The sequence below is a fragment of the Microbacterium sp. W4I20 genome (assembly GCF_030816505.1).
Lineage (GTDB): Bacteria > Actinomycetota > Actinomycetes > Actinomycetales > Microbacteriaceae > Microbacterium.
In genome coordinates this window covers 1,423,346-1,441,295 of sequence record NZ_JAUSYB010000001.1, presented here as the reverse complement: position 1 = coordinate 1,441,295, position 17,950 = coordinate 1,423,346, and the positions used below count along the sequence as shown (strand labels likewise).

At 69.3% G+C, this 17,950-nt stretch carries 17 protein-coding genes; 13 read left to right on the top strand and 4 right to left on the bottom strand.

What is annotated here, in order from left to right; translation table 11 throughout:
- Positions 1-4: 4 nt before the first annotated feature.
- The 9 genes from QFZ21_RS07005 to QFZ21_RS06965 all read left to right on the top strand — a co-directional run bounded on the left by QFZ21_RS07005 (position 5) and on the right by QFZ21_RS06965 (position 8,629).
- Positions 5-1,165, top strand: a complete 1,161-nt coding sequence (locus tag QFZ21_RS07005; RefSeq protein WP_307375923.1) for an AMP-binding protein — start codon at positions 5-7, stop codon at positions 1,163-1,165.
- Positions 1,166-1,202: 37 nt separating this feature from the next.
- Entirely contained in the window at positions 1,203-2,285 is a 1,083-nt protein-coding gene (locus QFZ21_RS07000) for a hypothetical protein (protein ID WP_307375919.1), read from the top strand.
- A 5-nt stretch (positions 2,286-2,290) separates the two neighbouring features.
- Positions 2,291-3,082, top strand: coding sequence for a class I SAM-dependent methyltransferase (locus tag QFZ21_RS06995; protein ID WP_307375916.1), 792 nt, complete (start codon positions 2,291-2,293; stop codon positions 3,080-3,082).
- A 58-nt stretch (positions 3,083-3,140) separates the two neighbouring features.
- Positions 3,141-4,337, top strand: a complete 1,197-nt coding sequence (locus QFZ21_RS06990; protein WP_307375913.1) for a sensor histidine kinase — start codon at positions 3,141-3,143, stop codon at positions 4,335-4,337.
- A gap of 28 nt (positions 4,338-4,365) precedes the next feature.
- Positions 4,366-5,001, top strand: coding sequence for a response regulator transcription factor (locus QFZ21_RS06985; RefSeq protein WP_307375909.1), 636 nt, complete (start codon positions 4,366-4,368; stop codon positions 4,999-5,001).
- A 172-nt stretch (positions 5,002-5,173) separates the two neighbouring features.
- The gene (locus QFZ21_RS06980; protein WP_307375907.1) at positions 5,174-5,935 is read left to right on the top strand and encodes an ABC transporter ATP-binding protein; all 762 of its coding nucleotides are present in this window, start codon (positions 5,174-5,176) and stop codon (positions 5,933-5,935) included.
- Complete coding sequence (locus tag QFZ21_RS06975; protein WP_307375905.1) at positions 5,932-7,392, top strand: FtsX-like permease family protein; 1,461 nt, start codon at positions 5,932-5,934, stop codon at positions 7,390-7,392. The genes QFZ21_RS06980 and QFZ21_RS06975 overlap by 4 nt, the downstream gene beginning before the upstream one ends.
- A 14-nt stretch (positions 7,393-7,406) precedes the next feature.
- The gene (locus tag QFZ21_RS06970; protein WP_307375902.1) at positions 7,407-8,069 is read left to right on the top strand and encodes a 2-phosphosulfolactate phosphatase; all 663 of its coding nucleotides are present in this window, start codon (positions 7,407-7,409) and stop codon (positions 8,067-8,069) included.
- A 131-nt stretch (positions 8,070-8,200) separates the two neighbouring features.
- Complete coding sequence (locus QFZ21_RS06965; protein ID WP_307375899.1) at positions 8,201-8,629, top strand: DUF3054 domain-containing protein; 429 nt, start codon at positions 8,201-8,203, stop codon at positions 8,627-8,629.
- 7 nt (positions 8,630-8,636) lie between these two features.
- Here QFZ21_RS06965 and QFZ21_RS06960 read toward each other — a convergent pair whose 3' ends face one another.
- The 4 genes from QFZ21_RS06960 to QFZ21_RS06945 form a co-directional block, all read right to left on the bottom strand.
- Positions 8,637-9,125, bottom strand: a complete 489-nt coding sequence (locus QFZ21_RS06960; protein ID WP_307375897.1) for a SprT-like domain-containing protein — start codon at positions 9,123-9,125, stop codon at positions 8,637-8,639.
- 45 nt (positions 9,126-9,170) lie between these two features.
- Entirely contained in the window at positions 9,171-9,698 is a 528-nt protein-coding gene (locus QFZ21_RS06955) for a hypothetical protein (RefSeq protein ID WP_307375894.1), read from the bottom strand.
- A gap of 202 nt (positions 9,699-9,900) precedes the next feature.
- A complete protein-coding gene (locus QFZ21_RS06950; RefSeq protein ID WP_307375891.1) occupies positions 9,901-10,761 on the bottom strand; it encodes a spermidine synthase in 861 nt (286 codons plus the stop codon).
- 32 nt (positions 10,762-10,793) lie between these two features.
- Entirely contained in the window at positions 10,794-12,041 is a 1,248-nt protein-coding gene (locus QFZ21_RS06945) for an LCP family protein (RefSeq protein WP_307375888.1), read from the bottom strand.
- A 225-nt stretch (positions 12,042-12,266) separates the two neighbouring features.
- On the opposite strand from QFZ21_RS06945, the gene QFZ21_RS06940 reads away from it, so the two are divergent.
- The 4 genes from QFZ21_RS06940 to QFZ21_RS06925 all read left to right on the top strand — a co-directional run bounded on the left by QFZ21_RS06940 (position 12,267) and on the right by QFZ21_RS06925 (position 17,746).
- Entirely contained in the window at positions 12,267-13,940 is a 1,674-nt protein-coding gene (locus QFZ21_RS06940) for an ABC transporter substrate-binding protein (protein WP_307375886.1), read from the top strand.
- Between the two features lie 86 nt (positions 13,941-14,026).
- On the top strand, positions 14,027-15,031 hold the full coding sequence (locus QFZ21_RS06935) for an ABC transporter permease (protein ID WP_307375884.1): 1,005 nt from the start codon (positions 14,027-14,029) through the stop codon (positions 15,029-15,031).
- Positions 15,032-15,065: 34 nt separating this feature from the next.
- Positions 15,066-16,031 carry an ABC transporter permease gene (locus tag QFZ21_RS06930; RefSeq protein ID WP_307375881.1) on the top strand — a complete coding sequence of 322 codons (966 nt, stop codon included), beginning with the start codon at positions 15,066-15,068 and terminating at the stop codon, positions 16,029-16,031.
- Positions 16,028-17,746, top strand: coding sequence for an ABC transporter ATP-binding protein (locus tag QFZ21_RS06925; RefSeq protein WP_307375878.1), 1,719 nt, complete (start codon positions 16,028-16,030; stop codon positions 17,744-17,746). The genes QFZ21_RS06930 and QFZ21_RS06925 overlap by 4 nt, the downstream gene beginning before the upstream one ends.
- The last annotated feature ends 204 nt before the right edge of the window (positions 17,747-17,950 follow it).

The window sequence follows — 17,950 nt, the reverse complement described above, 5'->3', positions numbered from 1 at the left end:
GCACATGACCGTTCTGATCCCGACGGATGCGGAAGATCCGACCCTGCTGCGGCCCGTTCTGCAGCGCGCGCTCGAGGCCGGACCGGCCGTGGGATTCGGGATGCTCGCGGGGAGCCCCGATGAGGTGCCCGACGGCATCGCGGTGGTCATCGCAACGTCGGGGTCGAGCGGCATCCCCAAACGGGTCGCCCTGAGTGCGGACGCATTGCGGGCGAGCGCGGAGGCGACCGCCGCCCGCATCGGCAGCGGCCGCTGGCTGCTCGCGCTGCCCGCGGGCTATGTGGCGGGGCTCCAAGTGCTGGTCCGCTCGATCCTGGCGGGCACGGAGCCGGCGACCATCGACGGTCGGTTCTCGCCGCGGTCGTTCGCCGAGGCGACGCTGGCGATGCTGCGTCCTGCGGCCGGCTCCACCACCGGCATCCCCGAGCTGTTCACCTCTCTCGTCCCCGCCCAGATCGCGACGCTGCTCGATGCCGCCGACGAGACCGCGGTGCGCGCAGCGCTGCAGGCCTACCGTGCGATCCTCGTGGGCGGCCAGTCGCTACCGGAGCCGCTGCGCGAGCAGGCGGCCGATCTCGGCGTGCGGCTCGTGCGCACCTACGGCTCGACCGAGACGAGCGGTGGATGCGTGTACGACGGCGTACCGCTCGACACCACCGGCGTCCGCGTCGTCGACGGCGAGCTCCGCATCGCGGGCCCGATGCTCGCGGAGGGGTATCTCGGTGACGACGCCCTGACCGCGCGCATGTTCGTGCGCGATGAGCACGGCATCCGCTGGTATCGCACCGGCGATCTGGGCATCGTGGAGAACGACGTCGTGCGGGTGCACGGCCGTGCCGACAACGTCATCGTGTCGGGTGGCATCAACATCTCGCTCGATCGTGTGGAGAAGATCGTGCGTCGCATCCCCGGACTCGCGGGTGCCGTCGTCGTCGGTGTCGAGGATGCGCGCTGGGGCGAGGCATCGGTCATCGTCGCCGCCAGAGGCGAGGCGCTCCGGCGCAGCGAGGCCGAGCAGCTCGAGCACGCGCGCGACGCCGTCGCCGAGGAGATCGGCGCCCCGGCGAGACCCGCGCGGCTCATCCTGGTCGACGAGCTGCAGACGCTCGTGTCAGGGAAGCCCGACCGCGAGGCGATCCGGCGGGCGGTCGCAGGACTGCAGTGAGGGCGGTGATCGAGGCGGGCCTGCCAGACTGAGGCGCATGGACGTGCTGCGGTTGGCGGGGGTGCCCGGCGTCGGGAAGAGCACCGTCGCATGGGCAGCGGCCCGCAAGTCGGCGGGGACGGGTGCGCCCGTCGGCTACCTCGATATCGATCAGTTGGGCATGTGCTATCCCGCTCCGGCCGACGACCCCGACCGCTGGGCACTCAAGGAGACCGCTCTCGTGCGCCTCATCGCGCGGCTCGACGAGGCGGGCATCGAGCGACTCGTCGTCTCCGGCGTCGCCGATCCCGCCGAGCCGCCGCCGGGCAACGGTCATCCGACGGTCTCCCTCTGGCTGCGGGCTTCGGAGGCGACGAGACGGACACGCCTGGCGCCTCGCCGCTGGGCCCAGGAGCAGGTCGACGACGTGCTCGCTATCGGTACGCGGGAGACGGAAGCTGCCCACCCCGCGTGGTCGATGCTCGAGACCGATGGGTGCACGGTCGAGGCGACCGAGCGTGCGGTGCTCGACCGCTGGGCGGCGGTGCTCGACGGCGGGGCGACGGGGATGGCGGTGCCTGCGCCGGAGCTGGCACCCCCGGCATCCGACACGACCGAGCGCGTGATCTGGGTCACCGGCCCGCGGTGCGCCGGATCCTCGCGAGTCGGCTGGGAGGTCGCGAGCGGCCTCTGGCGCGAGCAGCGACGCACGGGCTTCATCGACGTCGCCCAGCTGGCTTTCGCCTGGAACATCGACCGCACGGTCGGGCTGCAGAACACGAGTACGCTGCAGCGGACCTTCGCGGCCATCGGTGCGCGGACGCTGGTCGCGGTCGCGCCGCTCGAGATCGGTCCGGACGACGTTCGTGCGGCGTTCCCCGAGGCGGACGTGCGTTTCTTCCGACTCGACGCCGACGAGACGGCACGTCGCGAGCGCGCGCACCGTCGTGCCGCGGCCGACGGCGCATCGCTGGCCGGCGACGACCTCATCGGGGCATCCTCGTCGATGATCGAGGACGTGGTCATGCAGGGCTCACGCCAGCGCCGATGGCCGCTGCGCGAAGGCGAGCTTCTCGTCGACACGTCCGGCGCAACAGTGGCCGACGTGGCGGCGAGGATCACGGCGCTGCTGCCAGACTGAGGCGCATGGCTTCCTACACGCACGGACACCACGAGTCCGTCCTCCGGTCGCACAACGTGCGCGACATCGCGAACTCCGCCGCCTACCTGCGCCCGCATCTCACAGACACGACGCGTCTTCTCGACATCGGCGCCGGCCCCGGAACGATCACCCTCGATTTCGCCGGAGTCGTCGCCCACGTCACGGCCACCGAGATCGATGACGACGTCCTGTCCCTGTCGCGCGATCTCGCCGCCGCGCGCGGCGTCACGAACCTCGACTTCTCGGTCGAGGACGTGCATGCGCTCACCTTCTCCGACGAGTCCTTCGACGTGGTGCACGCGCACCAGGTGCTGCAGCACGTCGCCGATCCCGTGCAGGCCCTCCGCGAGATGCGGCGAGTCACCGCGCCCGGAGGCATCGTCGCCGCCCGCGACGCCGACTACGCAGGCTTCCTGTGGTTCCCGGTGCTGCCCGAGCTCGACCGCTGGCTCGATCTGTACCGCCGTGCGGCCCGGGCCAACGGAGGTGAGCCGGATGCCGGGAGGCGGCTGCTGTCCTGGGCGCGCGCTGCGGGCTTCGAGGACGTCACGGCGACGGCATCCACCTGGTGCTACGCAACGCCCGCCGAGCGTGCGTGGTGGGGTGGGATGTGGGCCGACCGCATCCTCGAGTCCGCGCTGACGCGTCAGCTCGTCGACAGCGGGATGGCGACTCCGGCCGACCTCCAGGACATCAGCGACGCCTGGAAGCGCTGGGCCGATGACGGCGACGGCTGGTTCGTCGTGCCGCACGGCGAGATCCTCTGCCGGGTCTAAGCGCGGGATACATCTCCAGACGGATGCCGGTCGCGAGGCGCTCGCGTAGCGTGGGGGAGTGATCCGCCCGCTCTCTCGCACGGCGCTGATCCTCGACATCATCGGGGCGGCGCTGCTCTTCCTCCTCCTGACACCGACGTCCGTCGTGTTCTACGGTCCCACCACCGGCGGAACCGTCATCCAGGGGACGAGCGTCGGCGCGGTGGTCGTCGCGGGCATCCTCATGTTCGGCGGTGTGGCGATCGGCCGACTGGCTCCGGGGCTGGCGCTCGGCGCCGCGTGGGCGGGTGCGCTGGTGCAGATGCTGGCGGGGTTCGGTCCGCTTCCGATCGACCTGGCGATCCTGCTCGTGCTCTACGCGACGGCGGCCTGGGGAACGCAGCGCGTACTCTGGCTCGGCTTCGCCTCGACGCTGGTCGGCGGTCTGATCGCCGCGGCGTACATGGTGCTGGTGAGCGGCGTCGCGTTCGGCTCCGGCAGTGGCTGGGACCAGCTCACCGGCGGCGTGCTGCTCCTCATAGTCTCGGTCCTCGCCCTGGGCTTCGCGTGGGTGTGCGGTCTTCTCTGGCGGGTCGTGCTGCGGTCGCGGCGTACCCGCTCGGCACAGCTGCAGGCGGAGTCGGTCGCTGCGGAGGAGCAGGAGCGCGTGCGCATCGCGCGGGACATGCACGACATCGTCGCCCACTCCCTCGCCGTCGTGATCGCCCAGGCAGACGGAGCCCGCTACGTCGCGGCCACGAAGCCCGAGATGGCCACGGAGGCGCTCGGCACGATCGCCCAGACCGCGCGGGGCGCGTTGAGCGACGTGCGGATGCTGCTCACCCAGCTCCGCCACCGTCAGGGCGACGGCCCGCAACCGACCCTCGCCGACCTCGAGGCGCTCTTCGCGCAGGTGCGCCAGGCGGGTGTCGAGCCGCTCGTCACGGTGGACCCGATGCCGCCGGGGGAGCCGCCGGGCGCGATCCAGCTGGCGGTGTACCGCATCCTCCAGGAGGCGCTCACCAATGCGATCCGGCACGGCGACGGCACGGTGCACGTGCATCTCAGCTGGCTGCCCGACCGGGTCGACATCGAGGTGCGCAACACGGTCGTCGGCGACGCGCCGGCCGCCGGGGGCGGACACGGCCTCATCGGCATGCGCGAGCGTGCCCAGCTCGTCGGCGGTAGTCTGCAAGCCGAGCGTCGGGGCGCGCAGTTCGTCGTGAGCGGCTCGCTCCCGATCGCCGCCTCGGCTGATCTCGGGCTCGGACAGTGACGCAATCGCAGGACCAGGGAGAGCACGCATGATCAGAGTCGTCCTCGTCGACGATCAGGCGCTGTTCCGGGCCGGCATCCGCATGCTGGTCGCCTCGCAACCGGACCTCGAAGTGGTCGGCGAAGCCGGCAACGGGCAGGAGGCGCTCGAGGTCGTGCGCACCAGCCGCCCCGACGTGGTGCTGATGGACATCCGGATGCCGGTGATGGACGGCCTCACGGCGACCGCCGAGATCCTCACCCGACCGGATCCTCCGCGCATCGTCATGCTCACCACCTTCGACCTCGACGAGGCCGCGGCCCGCGCGATCCGGCAGGGGGCGAGCGGCTTCCTCCTCAAAGATGCCGATCCGGAGTTCCTGCTCGCCGCGATCCGCACCGTGCACGCCGGATCCAGCGTGATCGCGGCATCCGCCACCCGCGACCTGTTCGAGCACTTCGCCGAGGCGCCCAAGCCAGTGCCGCCGCAGTACGCCGACCTCACCGATCGCGAGCGGGAGATCTTCGCGCTCGCCGCCCGCGGGCTGTCGAACGCCGAGATCGCCGGGCGCGAGTACCTGAGCGAAGCCACCGTGAAGACCCACATCAGTCGCATCCTCACGAAGCTCGCACTGCGCGACCGGGTGCAGCTGGTCGTTTTCGCGTTCGAGCACGGCCTCGCCTGACTGCGCGAGCCGCCCCTTTCGGTACGGGCCGCCCCGTTGCGTCCGTGCATAGAGGGGCGGCTCGCACATAAAGGAGCGGGTCGACGGGAGGAGCGGGATCATCCTTGCGATGTACGACGGATGCCTCCTCCGGGCGACGCGGCGACACTGGTGCCGGAAATAGCGTGAAAGCATGGAGATCACGACCACCGACCTCGGGCTCGCCGCCCGCGTCCAGCACCTGAAGAAGACCTACGGCTCGGGTGAAGGGACCGTCCGCGCACTCGACGACGTCAGCGTCGGCATCCGCCGTGGACAGTTCACCGCCATCATGGGGCCCTCCGGCTCGGGCAAGTCCACGCTCATGCACATCATGGCCGGACTCGACAGCCCGACCGAAGGACGCGCCTGGATCGGCGACACCGACATCACCGGGCTCGGCGACCTCGACCTCACGATCCTCCGTCGGCGCCGCGTCGGCTTCATCTTCCAGGCGTTCAACCTGGTGCCGACCCTCGATGCGCTGGGCAACATCATGCTGCCGTTCGAGCTCGACGGCCGTCGCCCCAGTGCGATCGAGCGGGCGCGCATCGACGGTCTGATCGAGACGCTGGGCCTCGGCTCGCGCCTGAACCACCGCCCGCACCAGCTCTCCGGAGGACAGCAGCAGCGCGTGGCCATCGCCCGCGCACTCGCCACCGCGCCCGACCTCGTCTTCGCCGACGAGCCCACCGGCAACCTCGACTCCAAGACGGGCCGAGAGGTGCTGCAGCTGCTGGCCACCGCCAGCCGCGAGCACGGCCAGTCCATCGCCATGGTCACGCACGACGCCATCGCGGCGAGCCACGCCGACCGCGTGCTCTACCTCGGCGACGGACGCATCGTCGCCGATCACCCGCGCCAGACTGCCGAGCAGATCTCCGCGTACATGCTCGCCGCCGAGGTGGCGGCATGACCGCGGTCGCGACGGTCGTCCCCGAGACGAGGGCGACCGGACCGCGCTTCGCCTGGCTCCGCGACCGGGGCATGGGCGCCAGCATCCTCGTCGCCGGACTGTCCGCCGCCTTCGGCGTGATCCTCGTCGAGGTCACCGCGTACATCGAAGCGGTGCTGCAGGCCGACCCGTTCATCGGCGACAGCGAGACGCTGGCGTTCGTGGTCGCGCTGCTCTCGGTGCTGCTGACTGCGGTCGCGATGTACGTCGCAGCCATCGTCACGGCCAACACCTTCGCCACCATCATCGCCGGTCGCACGAGGCAGATCGCCCTGATGCGCCTGATCGGCGCGACCGCGAGATCCCAGCGGGCCGAGGTCGGCAGACAGGGCATGATCGTCGGGGTGCTCGGGGCTGCGATCGGCCTGATCGTGGGGCTTCTCATCTCGGCTGTGGGCGTGCAGGTGGGCACCCAATTGATCGCCAACGATCCGATCGGCTTCTCTCTCGCGCAGCCGTTCATCGCGCTGCCGGCCATCGGCGTCGCCCTCACGACCTGGGCCGCCGCCTGGGCGGGGTCGCGTCGCGTGCTGTCGGTGACGCCGCTGCAGGCACTCGGCGGTTCGGTCGAGCGGACGCACGACGAGGTCTCCGGCAAGCCGAGTCGGCACGTCGGCTCCTGGATCCTGCTGATCACCGGTGCGGTCCTGCTCGCCGGCGGCGTGATCATCGGGCTCATGACGCCGCTCGGCGTGGTCATCGCGTTCTTCGGCGGACTGCTGTCGTTCACCGGCCTGGCACTCGGATCGGTCATGTTCATGCCTCCGGTGCTGCGCCTGGTGGGTCGGTTGTTCGGGTCGAGCGCGACCGCCCGACTCGCCGCCGAGAACGCGCTGCGGTACCCGGAGCGCTCCTCGCGGATGGCGATCGGGGTGGTCATGGGCGTCACCCTGGTGACGATGTTCGCCGTCGCGCTCGAATCGGCCAAGCGCCTGATGATGAGCCAGGTGACCGGTGAGATCCCGGAGGAGTTCTTCGCTCCGTTCGACGCGTTCGCCGCGATCATGATGGTGCTCGTCGCGGTCTCCGCGGTGATCGCCGCGGTCGGCCTGGTCAATCTGCTCACGATCGGTGTCGTCCAGCGGCGCCGCGAGCTCGGGCTGCTGCGCTCGATCGGTCTGTCGAACCGCCAGGTGCGGCGCATGGTGCTGCTCGAGGCCACGCACATCACGGTGGCGGCGACTCTGACCGGGCTCGTGCTGGGTGTCGTCTACGGCTGGATCGCCGCGCAGTCGCTGCTCGGCTCGGTCCCGACGCTGCCCGACTTCACCCCCGCCGGGCTCGTGGCGCCGCAGATCCCGTGGATCCCGATCGCGATCATCGTGGTGGCCACGGCTGTGCTCACCCTGGTCGCCGCCGCGACCCCGACTCGACTGGCGACGCGGGTGGCTCCGGTCGAGGCCCTCGCCGCCGGCTGATTTAGGCTGGACGGATGCCGTCGCCGTTCGATCAGTCCACGTACCAGGTCCGCCTCGACTGGGGGACCGCGGGCCTCGCCCGGCTGGCCCCCGCCGACATCGTCGTGGTCGTCGACGTGCTGCGGTTCTCCTCGACCATGGCGGATGCTGTCGCCGCGGGCGCCGAGATCGAGCTGGCCGACGCGGTCGAGTGGTCGAGCAATGGTGCGGCGGTGGCATCGGCTGCGGCGGACGCCGCGGAGACCGTGTTCGTCGGCGGCATCCGCAACGCCTCGGCCGTGGCCCGCGCCGTGCAGACCGTGCAGGAACGGCGGCAGGCCCGCACCTCGGTCGCGATCATCGCGGCGGGCGAGGTCGATCCCGCGGGTGGTCTGCGGTTTGCGGTCGAGGATCAGCTCGGGGCCGGCGCGATCGTGGCGGCGCTCACCGACCTGGGTATCGACCACACCGCGCCCGACGCCGCGGTCGCCGCCGAGGGCTTCCGCGCCCTGCGGCGTGCGATGCGGCACCTGCTCACCGCGAGCGGTTCGGCACGCGAGCTCGAGATCGGTGTGCCGTCGACTGCGCGCATGGCGGCATCCGGCGTGGTGCCGTCCTCGACGACGGATGCCGCGGTGCTCGACGCCGTCGACGCTGTTCCGGTCCTGAGCAGCGGTCGGTTCACCCGGTTCGTCTGAGGCCCCGGTCGTCGGGCGGACTCCGCCGGGATGGGAGGACGAGCTCGGCGCCGGCATCCGCCCCTCACGGAGTTCTCCTCCTCAGCCGCGGGGTGTGCGCGGGGGCTGCGCCCGCGACGTAGGGTCGTGGCATGAGGTACCTTCCCGCTGTCATCGTCGACGCCCTGTTCGTGCTCGTCTTCGCCGCGATCGGCCGCGCGTCGCACGACGAGGATCCCGCGGGATTCCTGCTCACCGCATGGCCGTTCCTGGTCGGACTGCTCCTCGGCCACCTTCTCGCCGCCCTGCTTCCGGGCCGACCGCGGCGACCGTGGTCGCTCGCGTGGGGCGCGGTGGTGTGGGTCGTTACCGTGGCGGCCGGCCTGCTCGTGCGCGTGCTCAGCGGCGACACCGCGGAGCTGCCGTTCATCATCGTCGCGACGCTCGTCCTCGGCGTCTTCCTCCTCGGATGGCGGGCACTGGCCGCCCTGCTGCGTCGGCGACGCGCCGCGTCCGGGAGCACAGCCGGTGACCCGGATGCAGTCGAAGCCTCCGACGACGCGGATCCCCGCTCGGACTGAGAACCTCTCAGCGCGACATCTGCGCGGCGAGCCGGGTGTCGGTCGTGATCTCGCGTCGCGTCCAGGCGAACACGTGCCGTTGATCGAACGTGCGCGAGCATCGTGCACAGGATGTGGCTCGCGTCGGACGACGGTGCCGATACGTCACGTGCCCGGCGGGGCAGCGGCCGACCCACGGTGCGAGTTCGACCGCGGTCTCACCCCGATGCGTGGTGCCGCCGACGTAGCCGATGTCGCGCGCGACGCGCTTCCACGCCGCACCGTGGGCCGCCGTGTGCCCGGCCATCGCGTGCGCCACCTCGTGCAGCAGCACCTGATGGATCTCGTCATCGTCGAACCGCGCCGCGAGATATCGCGACACGGTGATGCGCTTCTTCGTGTAGTCGCAGAGTCCGGCACGGCGCTTCGCATGGTCGAAGTCGAAGGACCAGCTGTCATCGAGATGCATCCTGATCAGTGCCTCGCCCCAGATGCGCACACGGTCAAGTTCCGCCATGCGATCAGGCTAGGCCATCCCGCCGACATCGCGGGTCAGGCGTGCTCAGCCCGCGACGAGCTGCGTGGAACGCCGACGCTCGGCCGCCTCGATCGCGAGCAGGGCGGTCTCGAGGTCCTTGTCCTCGGCACCCGATTCGCGCCGCAGGAATAGGGAGCGCTTGAAGCTCTCCCTGGCCGTCTCGAAGTCGCCCGCGTCATAGGCGTTCTTGCCGTGATGGTGGTGCGCGAACGCCGCGATCGAGACCCACCGCTGCCCCTCGGCCTCGTCGGCGCACGTCGCCAGCTCCTGCTCCGCGGCGGCGTACGAGCCGCGGTACTGCAGGATCGTGGCGTGCAGCACCCGTGCCCTCAGCACGTCTTTGCGCGTGCCCGCCATGCGTGCCTGTCGCACGGTCTCGTCGGCCAGCACGAGGGCCTCGTCGAGGCGATCGAGCACCTTGAGCAGCCACACGCGCTCGAGGAGCGCGGGAAGGCTGCGCTGCGACTCGATCTCTGCAAGACGCGCGGCGCACTCGGCGACATCGACACGCTCACGGAGGGTCTCCTGGTCGTATCCCTGGATCAAACTCATTGCTCTCCTTCCGCGGCGTCCCCGTCCAGTCTGCCTGCCGGGTACGACCTCGTCCGGGCGGCGCGCCTTGCGCGTCGGCATCCGTTCCCGAAGTCCTCTCGGGAACGATCTGCGGAGCAGTTCACGATCAGCGGATGCTTCGCGCGAAAGCATCCGCTGATCGTGACAGCGTCCGCAGAGCGTGACGACGCAGTGCGCCAGGTCAGCGGAGGAAGAGCGAGGCGTTGGGTCGGGGCGACGCCACGGCGTCGGCATCCGTCACGATCCGGGCACCCTGCACGAAGGCCTGCACCTCCGCACCCTGGGCGATCTTCGCGGGATGCGGACCGGCGGCGAGCATGCGCGGCAGCCATTCGGTCGGCAGGGGAGCGGCGGATGCGGCGATCACGAGGTTGCCGAAGCGGCGGCCCTTGAGTACCTGCGTGTCGGCGAGGATGCCGATCTCGGGCAGCACCTCGGCGATCGTGGCCGCCTGCCGCCGCGCGAACGCCAAGCCCGGCCCGTCGGCGACGTTGACCAGCAGCACGCCTCTCGGGGCGAGGAGGGCCGACAGCTCGCGGTAGAACTCGATGCTGGTCAGGTGCGCAGGCGTCTGCGCGCCCGAGTACACGTCCGACACGACGAGATCGCACTGTGCGTGCAGGGCGGCGGGCAGGCGGGACACGCCCTCGCGCGCATCGCCGATCCGGATGCGGATACCCGCGCTCTTCGGCAAGGGGAGATGCTCGCGGACGAGCTGCGCGAGCGGAGCCTCGAGTTCGATGACCTGCTGGCGCGACCCCGGACGGGTGGCGTCGATGTAGCGGGGGATGGTGAGGGCCCCCGCCCCCAGGTGCACGGCGGTCAGCGGACCCTCGGGAAGCTGGTCGATGACGGCACCCATGCGCACGATGTACTCGAAGTGCAGGTGCGTCGGGTCGTCGAGGTCGACGTGCGACTGCGGGGTGTCGTCGACGATGAGCTCGAAGCCGCTGGTGAACTCGGACGGCACGATCCGGGCGATGCCGCCGTGGTCGAGCCGGGCCTGCGGATGCTCGGTGTCTCGCGATCGCGTCCGGCCCATGCGCTCGAGCCTACGCGCTCAGTCGGACGCGGTCAGTTCTGCCTGCCGTTGGCGCAGGTCTCCTGTTCGGCGGTCTGCCCGGAGATCTCCGGCGGCAGCGTCGATCGGGGCGCCGAGGTCTCCGTGGACGTGGGGTCCGGCGTCGCTTCAGGAGCCGGCGTCACCAGTTCGACACCCTCGTGGGTCGTGACATCGCCGGTCAGCTGGAGCGGCTGCCCGGACTTCATCGCAGCCCACAGCGCCTCGGCCGCCTGCTCGTTCGGCACGACCTTGTTCGAGTTCTCGGGGTCGCCGACGTTGGGGTACTGCACGAACACGAAGTCGCTGAACGGCACGTCGTTCAGCGCGAGCGCGAGCTGGGCCAGCCGGAGCGGGTCGCTCAGCGACTCGCTCGGCACGATGTTGTCGGCGACCGCGTTCGCGAGCCGGAGCACCTTCGGCACGTCGGTCAGCGTCTCCTCGCTCAGGATCTTCTTCGCCAGCCGCGACATGTACTGCTGCTGGTTGGAGATGCGCGCCAGGTCACTGCCGTCGCCGACGCCGTTGCGCGTGCGGATGAACTTCAGGGCGTCGTAGCCGGAGATCGTGCGAGGGCCTGCGGCCCAGTCGATGTCCGTCTTGGGGTCGCGGATACCCTCGCCGCCGATGCAGACCTCGACACCGCCGATCGCATCGGTGATCTCCATCACCCCGTCGAAGCTGATCTTGGCGGCGAAGTCGATCGGGATGTCACCGAGCACACTCACGGTCTTCACGACGCACGAGAGTCCGGCGTGGTCGAAGATCGAATTGATGGGCTGCTTCGACATCGAGGACGCGACGGATCCGTCCTTCCGCGTGCACTCCGGCACCGGGACGCCGAGGTCGCGGGGGAGGGAGACCACGGTCACGTTGCGGGGCTCGGCGGAGACATGGATGAGGAGGTTCACGTCGTTGAGCACCCCTCCATCGGCCTCGGAGCAGCGCGGGCCGAGAAGCTGCGTCGTGATCTCGCCGCACTCGTCCGTGCCGACGACCATGATGCTGAACGCCTGATCCGCGGGGAAGGCGCCGACCGTCGGAGGCTGGACCTCGGACGACCCCTCGAGCACCTCCGCATCGTCACCGACCCGGTTGAAGAGGTCGGTCACGACGAACGCGCCGACCGCGACGGCGGAGACGAGGATCACCCCGAGCGAGATGCCGAAGAACTTCAGGAACGTCTTCCCGGCGCTCGGCGTGGGGAGGGTGGCGTGCCGGGCGACCGTGTCGCGCCCACCGCGCTTCTGACTGCGAACCATGCTCGGGAGCCTACCCATGGCGACGGAGAGGAAGCCGTGCGCCTCCCCGGAGGAGCCGATCTCGCCCACGCCGAGGCCTCCCGCACCGCAAGCGGTCGATACCGGATCGAAACATGCGGTTGTTTGGTATCTGAGAATTCACTGGGTAGCGTCAAGGAATCACCGTGTCCGGAGCGAAGAGGCTCCGGGACGTGCACAGAAGCGCCCTACAGGGAAGGTCACAGAATGCACCACACAGTCACACGACGGCGGGGGATCATCGCCATCACCGGAGCAACGATCGCTGCTCTCGCCCTGGCGGGATGCGTCGCCAGCGACCGCGGCGACAACGGAGACGAACCCGCTGGTGACGTCGACGGCACGTTCGTCTTCGCTGCTTCCTCCGATCCGGCGAGCCTCGACCCGGCCTTCGCTCAGGACGGCGAGACGTTCCGCGTCTCGCGTCAGATGTTCGAGGGCCTCGTCGGCACCGAGCCCGGCACCGCAGACCCCGCTCCGCTGCTCGCCGAGAGCTGGGAGTCGGCGGAGGACGGCATGTCGCACACCTTCACCCTCAAGGAGGGTGTCACCTTCCACGACGGCACGCCGTTCAACGCCGAGGCCGTCTGCTTCAACTTCGACCGCTGGTTCAACTGGACGGGCCTGGCCGCGTCCGAGGCCTTCGGCTACTACTACAACAAGCTCTTCAAGGGCTACGCCTCGAACGCCGTGGACGCGGTCTACAAGTCCTGCACCGCCGACGGCGACTCGAAGGTCACCATCGAGCTGAACAAGCCCTTCGCCGGTTTCATCCCCTCGCTGTCGCTGCCGTCCTTCGGGATGCAGAGCCCGTCGGCGCTGGAGGAGTTCGGCGCGGATGAGGTCGGCGGCTCCGCCGAGGCTCCGCAACTGTCCGAGTACGCGATGGGTCACCCGGTCGGCACCGGCCCCTACCAGTTCGACGAGTGGGCACCGGGCGAGCAGGTCACGCTCAAGGCGTACGACGACTATTGGGGCGACAAGGGACAGGTCGACGAGATCATCTTCCGCACCATCGACGACCCGACCGCTCGCCGCCAGGCGCTCGAGTCCGGCTCGATCGACGGCTACGACCTCGTCGGTCCGGCCGACACCAAGGCACTCGAGGACGACGGCTTCACCATGGTGTCGCGCCCGCCGTTCACGATCCTGTACCTCGCGTTCAACCAGGCCGTGCCGGAGCTGCAGGACCCGAAGGTCCGTGAGGCGCTCTCCTACGCGATCGACAAGGATGCGCTGATCACCCAGGTCCTGCCCGAGGGCACGAAGAAGGCGATCGAGTTCGTCCCGGAGGTCGTCAACGGGTACAACCCCGACGTCACCACCTACGACTACGACCCCGAGAAGGCGAAGGAACTGCTCGCCGAGGCAGGCTACGACGAGGCGAACCCGCTGAAGCTCGACTTCAACTACCCGGTCAACGTCTCGCGTCCGTACATGCCGGACCCCGAGCAGATCTTCACGGTGCTGTCCTCGCAGCTCTCGGAGGTCGGCGTGGAGACCACCCCGGTCTCGGAGGAGTGGGTCGAGTACCTCGACCGCACCACCGGCACCTCGGACCACGGCATCCACCTGCTCGGCTGGACCGGTGACTACAACGACACCGACAACTTCGTCGGCGTGTTCTTCGGTCAGAAGGGCTCCGAGTGGGGCTTCGACAACCCGGAGCTGTTCCAGAAGCTGGCCGAGGCGCGCGGTGTCTCGAGCCTCGAGGAGCAGACCCCGCTGTACGAGGAGATCAACGAGGATGTCGCGCAGTTCATCCCCGGTGTCCCGCTCGCGCACCCGGCGCCGACCCTCGCGTTCGACCCGCGCGTGGAGAGCTACCCGGCAAGCCCGGTGAACGACGAGGTCTTCACGGACATCGTCCTCACCAAGTAGGTCTGACCATCTGAGGAGCCGTGTTCCGGTTCTCGTACATCGCGAGAACCGGAACACGGCGTACCTTCCGATCATCGGAGATCTCTTTGCTGCGCACCATCGGCAGGCGACTGCTGTTCCTCATCCCCACCCTGCTCGGCCTCAGCATCCTGCTGTTCGCCTGGGTCAGGGCTCTTCCCGGCGGACCCGCCGTCGCCCTTCTCGGTGAGAAGGCGACCCCGGATGCCATCGCCAGAGTCAACGAGCTGTACGGCTTCGACCGGCCGCTCCTCGAGCAGTACTTCATCTGGATCGGCCGCCTGCTCCAGGGCGACTTCGGAGCATCGATCCAGACGAACAGGCCCGTGGTGGAGGAGTTCTTCCGCCGCTTTCCGGCCACGCTCGAACTGAGCGTCATGGCGCTGATCTTCGCGATCGGCGTCGGCATCCCGCTCGGCTACTGGGCCGCCCGCCGCCACGGCAAGTTCACCGACCACGCGTCCGTCGTGCTGAGCCTGGTCGGCATCACCATCCCGGTCTTCTTCCTGGCCTTCATCCTGAAGTACATCTTCGCGGTGCAGCTGGGCTGGCTGCCCTCGGACGGCCGGCAGAACCCCCGAATAGACGCGACGCATCCCACCGGCTTCTACGTGTGGGACGGCATCATCACGGGGGAGTTCGACGCCTCGTGGGACGCGATCCTGCATCTCATCCTGCCGGCGCTCGCTCTCGGCACCATCCCGCTCGCGATCATCGTGCGCATCACGAGGGCCAGCGTCCTCGAGGTGCAGAACGCGGACTACGTGCGCACCGGTCGCGCCAAGGGCGTCGGCTCGTCCACGCTGCGCAGCCGCTTCATCCTGCGCAACGCCATGCTCCCGGTCATCACCACGATCGGTCTGCAGACCGGTCTGCTCATCTCCGGAGCGGTCCTCACCGAGACGGTGTTCGCGTTCCCCGGCATCGGTTCGTTCCTGGCGAGGGCGATCTTCACCCGGGACTTCCCGGTGCTCCAGGGATTCATCATCTTCATCGCGATCGCGTACGCCTTGATCAACCTGGCGGTCGACGTGTCCTACAGCTTCATCGATCCGAGAGTGAGGGTCCAGTGATGTCCCTCTCCCCCTCTCATAAGGAGGTCGTGTCATGAGCATCGCACTCCCACCCGCCCAGGGCCCGTCGGCGGAGAGCGGCGGCAGCATCGACACCGTCGCCATCGCTCAGGCCAATCTGAACGACGGACCCGGCGGCTTCTGGCGCGACGTGTTCCGCAGGCTCCGCCGCAATCCGACGGCATGGATCGGCGCCGTCATCGTCCTCGCCTTCCTGCTCGTCTCCGCGCTCGCACCGCTGCTGGCGCCTTACCCGGAGACCGCGCTCCCCGGTGCGAAGTTCGTCACCCCGACGCACATCCCAGGTCCTGGTGAGCTGCCGGAGTTCCCGCTCGGGCTCGACCGCTTCGGCGGCGACGTGCTGTCCAAGCTCATCTGGGGTGCGCAGGCCTCTCTACTCGTCGGTGTGATCTCGACGGCGATGGGGCTGGTCGGCGGCATGGTGCTCGGTCTGCTCGCCGGTACCTTCGGCGGATGGGTCGACACCGTCATCATGCGGGTCGTCGACATCATCCTGTCGGTGCCGAACCTGCTGCTCGCCGTCTCCATCGCGGCAATCCTCGGTCAGACGCCGTTCGCGGTCATGATCGCGATCGGAGCATCCCAGGTGCCGATCTTCTCCCGTCTTCTTCGGGCGTCGATGCTGCAGCAGCGATCGAGCGACTACGTGCTGTCCGCGCAGACCCTCGGGCTCGGCCGCGGCCAGATCACGATGTCGCACGTGCTGCCGAACTCCATCGGTCCGGTGATCGTGCAGGGCACCCTGACGCTCGCGACCGCGGTCATCGACGCCGCAGCGCTGTCGTTCCTCGGCCTCGGCGGCGGTCGCCCCGAGACCGCGGAGTGGGGCCGCATGCTCACCTACGCGCAGGCGGAGCTCGCGATCGCGCCGTGGCTGGCCTTTCTTCCCGGTATCTGCATCGCGATCACCGCACTCGGCTTCACCCTGCTGGGTGAGGCGCTGCGTGAGGCCATGGATCCACGGACGAGGGCACGATGAACGCGCGGAACGAGGGCGCAGAGCGCGCCACGAAGGAGAATCAGATGTCGGCCGCTCCGCTGCTGTCCGTCCAGGGCCTCGCCGTGGACTTCGCGACCATGGACGGCGTCGTCCATGCCGTGGAGGGCGTCGACCTGGAGATCAACCCCGGCGAGACCGTCGCGATCGTGGGGGAGTCGGGTTCCGGCAAGTCCACCACCGCGATGGCCATCATCGGGCTGCTGGCCGGCGGCGGCAAGATCGCCTCGGGCAGCATCCGTCTCGATGGCAAGGAGATCTCCCGCGCCCCCGAGCACGAGCTGCGCACGATCCGCGGGCGGGACATCGGCCTCGTCCCTCAGGACCCGATGTCGAACCTGAACCCGGTGGCCAAGATCGGCACCCAGGTGGCGGAGACGCTGCTCGCGCACGGTCTCGCCACTCGCCAGAACGTGCAGTCGAAGGTCGTCGAGGCGCTGACCGCGGCGGGGCTGCCCGATCCGGAGCGTCGTTCCAAGCAGTATCCGCACGAGTTCTCCGGTGGCATGCGGCAGCGCGCGCTCATCGCGATCGGCCTGGCGTGCAAGCCGCGGCTGCTGATCGCCGACGAGCCGACTAGCGCGCTCGACGTCACGGTGCAGCAGACGATCCTCGATCAGATCGGAGCGATGACCCGCGAGCTCGGCACCGCGGTGCTGCTCATCACCCACGACCTCGGCCTCGCCGCCGAGCGTGCCGAGCGGGTCGTCGTCATGCACCGCGGGAAGGTCGTCGAGCAGGGGTCGGCACGGCAGATCCTCGAGTCGCCGCAGCATCCCTACACGCAGTCTCTCGTCGCGGCGGCGCCGTCGGTGGCGGCAGCGCGTCTGCGCCCCGAGGCGTTCCACACCGAGGAGCGGGCGGATGCTGCGCCGGATGCCGAGGCGGATGCTGCGCCGGAGAAGCCCCAGGACTACATCGTCGAGTTCGAGAACCTCACCAAGGTCTACCCGGTACGGGGTCGCGGCGAGGACTTCCTCGCGGTCGACGACGTGTCGCTGGCGATCCCGCGCGGTGAGACGGTCGCGATCGTGGGGGAGTCCGGCTCGGGCAAGACCACGACCGCGCGCATGCTGCTGAAGGTGATCGAGCCCACGAGCGGCCTGATCCGCTACGAGGGCAAGGACATCTCGAAGCTCGACCGGGCGGAGACGAAGAACTTCCGCCAGCGGGTGCAGCCGATCTTCCAGGATCCGTATTCGAGCCTGAACCCGATGTTCACGATCGAGCGGCTGATCCAGGAGCCGCTGGACTTCTACAAGCGGGGGAGCAGCGCGGATCGGCGCAAGCGCGTGCGGCAGTTGCTCGACGACGTGGCCCTGCCGCAGTCGATGCTGCGCCGGTATCCGTCGGAGCTGTCCGGCGGTCAGCGGCAGCGCATCGCGATCGCCCGCGCGCTCGCGCTCTCACCCGACCTGATCGTCTGCGATGAGCCGGTCTCGGCGCTCGACGTGCTGGTGCAGGACCAGATCCTGAAGCTGCTCGGCGACCTGCAGCGCGAGTACGGCTTGAGCTACCTCTTCATCTCGCACGATCTCGCGGTGGTGCGGCTGATCAGCGACTACGTCTGCGTGATGAAGGACGGCAAGCTCGTCGAGGCGGCGTCGTCCGAGGAGATCTTCACGAATCCGCGCGACCCCTACACGCGGCGTCTGCTGGCGTCGATCCCCGGTAACGAGCTGAACATCGCGTCCTGAGATCACCGGGCCGGATGCATCTCCGGCCCGGTGGCTGGACGCTTTTACCGCAGCATCCGAGATTGGTCAAGGACTGAGCTTGCCATGTTGCAGAATCGCACGTATAGTTGGTAGTTGCGCTCGCTTCTCCCTGCCCTCATATGGTGGTCGGCATTCGTTGAGTCTTTGAGCGCACACTCCACCTGACGACAAAGGAATCGAGAA